We start from the raw sequence: 1143 nt of genomic DNA, 5'->3' as shown, positions 1-1143 counted from the left end.
CCCCCACCCTGAATCCGAGATGAATCCGCCCCTCAGCATCCGAGCCCGTATCCGAGCCGTCCCTCCGTCGCCACATCGACGCCCTGGATCCCGACTCCACTACGGAACCCTCACTATGCGAGAGTTGGCGCACCACGCTGAAAGGAGCAGCACATGCCCCGTGCGGCTGACCCGTCCGGGCGCTCCGGGCGAGCGACGATGAATGACGTCGCCGCTCACGCCGGCGTGAGTCTCAAGACGGTTTCGCGCGTCGTCAACGGTGAGCCCGGCGTCCTGCCGGCGACCTTCGAGCGCGTCTCCCAGTCCATCGCCGAACTCGGCTTCCGCCGCAACGACTCGGCTCGCCAGTTGCGCACCGGCCGCGCCGCCGGCATAGGCCTGATCCTCGAGGACGTCGCGGACCCCTTCTATTCGGTCCTCACCCGCGCCGTCGAACAGGTCGTGCGCGGCCACAACTGCCTGCTGCTCACGGGTTCCTGCGACGACGATCCCGACCGTGAGCAGGAACTCGCCCTCGCCCTGTGCTCACGTCGCGTCGACGGCCTGGTGATCGTTCCGGCCGCCACAGACCACTCCTACCTGAGGCACGAGATCAGCGCCGGGGTTCCGGTGGTCTTCGCGGACCGTCCCCCGATCAACCTCTCCGCCGACGTCGTGCTCGCCGACAACTTCGGCGGTGCACGCGGCGGCGTCCACCACCTGCTCGCCCGCGGTCACCGCCGCATCGGCTACCTCGGTGACGACCCGTCGATCTACACGGCCAGGGAGCGCCTCAACGGCTATCGCCGCGCCCTCGCGGACGTCGGAATCGAGGTGGACGAGCGCCTGATCGCGATGGGCCGCGCCGACCCGCCCTCGGTCCGCGCCGCCCTGGACCGGATGCTCGCCGCGCCGGGCGAGGCCACCGCGCTGTTCTGCGGAAACAACAGGCTGTCGATCGCGGTGTTGCGCGCGCTCGCGGGCCGGGTGGAGCGCCCCGCCCTGGTCGGCTTCGACGACCTCGAACTCGCCGACCTGATCACCCCCGGCCTCACCGTCGTCGCCCAAGACCCGGCCGGCCTCGGCCGCGTCGCCGCCACGCTGCTGTTCGACCGCCTGGCCGGCCTCACCGTCGCCCCCCGGCGCATCGTGCTCCCCACCACC

The 1143-nt window shown here is 71.1% G+C and carries 1 protein-coding gene; it reads left to right on the top strand.

Going from position 1 to position 1143, the window contains the following annotated elements:
* Positions 1–153: 153 nt before the first annotated feature.
* On the top strand, positions 154–1143 hold a 990-nt coding region (locus KDL01_RS41300; protein WP_246577709.1), incomplete at its 3' end, for a LacI family DNA-binding transcriptional regulator.

This window comes from Actinospica durhamensis (genome assembly GCF_018139695.1).
Lineage (GTDB): Bacteria > Actinomycetota > Actinomycetes > Streptomycetales > Catenulisporaceae > Actinospica > Actinospica durhamensis.
The sequence above is the reverse complement of the archived record's forward strand: the minus strand, read 5'-3'. Positions and strand labels throughout refer to the sequence as shown.